This window comes from Listeria rocourtiae subsp. hofi (assembly GCF_963575615.1).
Taxonomy (GTDB): domain Bacteria; phylum Bacillota; class Bacilli; order Lactobacillales; family Listeriaceae; genus Listeria_A; species Listeria_A hofi.
In genome coordinates this window covers 1-1,718 of the sequence record NZ_CAUYTL010000079.1, presented here as the reverse complement: position 1 = coordinate 1,718, position 1,718 = coordinate 1, and the positions used below count along the sequence as shown (strand labels likewise).

General features: G+C 41.7%; 2 protein-coding genes. Both read left to right on the top strand.

What is annotated here, in order from left to right:
* A partial coding sequence (locus R8925_RS15760; protein ID WP_430536736.1) for a WxL domain-containing protein occupies positions 1-613 on the top strand: 613 nt, incomplete at its 5' end.
* Between the two features lie 65 nt (positions 614-678).
* Positions 679-1,419, top strand: coding sequence for a WxL domain-containing protein (locus tag R8925_RS15755; RefSeq protein WP_430536735.1), 741 nt, complete (start codon positions 679-681; stop codon positions 1,417-1,419).
* Positions 1,420-1,718 lie beyond the last annotated feature (299 nt).

Genomic DNA, 1,718 nt, shown 5'->3' with positions numbered 1-1,718 from the left:
AAATACGTATCCAAAATCTAAATGCAGATTTTGGATACGTATTTTTCTAGGTCAGAGAACCTTTTGTCTCAGACTCGGCACGGATATTACAAATCAGGTTGTTATTAGCGACAATGGTGGTTTAACGACTGTACCTGGTAGTTATACTGTTACATTTTCGGTAAATGGCATTGGAAAGCGAATTAATGTCAAGGTGCAAGATGGTGCTTTATCGCTTGAAACTGTGACAGAAACAATCTCGTTTGGCGAGCAGATGATTACATCAAAAGCAAAGACAGTAAAGCCTATTGATAAAGTTCAACTCTCAGTGAGTGATACGAGGAGTGTTTCTTCTAATTGGCTAGTTAGTGCCCAACTTGAAACACCGATGCAAACTGCTGATGGGAAAGTTTTGAGAGATGCTTTAGCTATTCAAACGGCACAAGGTGAGGTACCACTTAGTACAGAGCACGCCATTCCAGTTTACTCCAATGCACTTTTACAACATGGTTTAACGACAATCGACTTAAATTCGGACGAGACGGCTTTAGTCATGAACGTAAAACCAGGAACTGCTATGGCAAATAAACAATACAGTACGAACATTAGATGGACTTTGGAAGATGCTCCGTGATATTCGAGTCGAACCTTTGACTCTTTTATTATAAAAAATTCAAAAACAAGAAGGAGAAATATAAGATGATTAAATTAAGCAAAGTAGCACTAGTAGGTATATTGGCGGTAGGTAGTTTGGCGATTTATGCAGTACCATCTCACGCTTCAGAGGTTGGAACAACGACTTCTAAAGGTGATATTATTTTTAAAGAAGACGATGGCACGACACCGACAAATCCGGTTGATCCAACCAATCCTGGTGATGATGTAACGCCAACTGATCCGGATGCGCCGACTCCGACAACAGGTGCGCTTCGTTTAGACTACGTATCCAATATTCACTTTGGCGAGCAGACGATTTCTGGTAGCGACACAACCTACAAAGCGAAATATGATGAAGTTGTGCTAAAAAGTGACGGTAGCAAGAAATATGTACCAACTTTTGCGCAAGTGACGGATAACCGTGGAACGAATGCTGGTTGGAAGCTGCAAGTGAGTAACGACCAATTTAAAGCTGGATCAAGTGAGTTAACTGGTGCGGTATTGACATTGAAAGATGCGGAATTGAACTCAGCAAACGTTGCGAAGCCGATGAACAACCAAAATGTAGTATTGAATGGTGATAGCACGATTCAAGATGTTGTTAATGCACCGGTTGATTCTGGCATGGGTGTTTGGACAAATGCGTTTGGTAACACAGTTGGCGCGGATACAGATGCAGAGAATGCAAGCGTAACATTAAAGGTTCCAGGAGCTACGAAGAAGGATAAAGATGCGAAATATGTAACAACATTGACTTGGACATTAACGGATACACCAGACTGATATCATTTCATCTGGACGACAAACGCTCATTTCCGTCGTTAAAAGCTCCGTTCCAGTGCTCATGTACCTTAGTACATTCCGCGCTGGTACTCGCTTTTGCCTAGGAACTAAGCATTTGTCGCCCAGCTGAGGTTTGGCGATTTTAAACGGATTTTTAGTTGAATAAAATTTCCCGTTAAGATAAAAGCGATACAATTTCCGGAAATTCGGATTTGTATCGCTTATTTTGTGCGCCCAGCATGCGCAAATGCTAGGTGGTGAAAGTCCACTACAGGCTTGGCAGTAGGAACTGTTAGCTC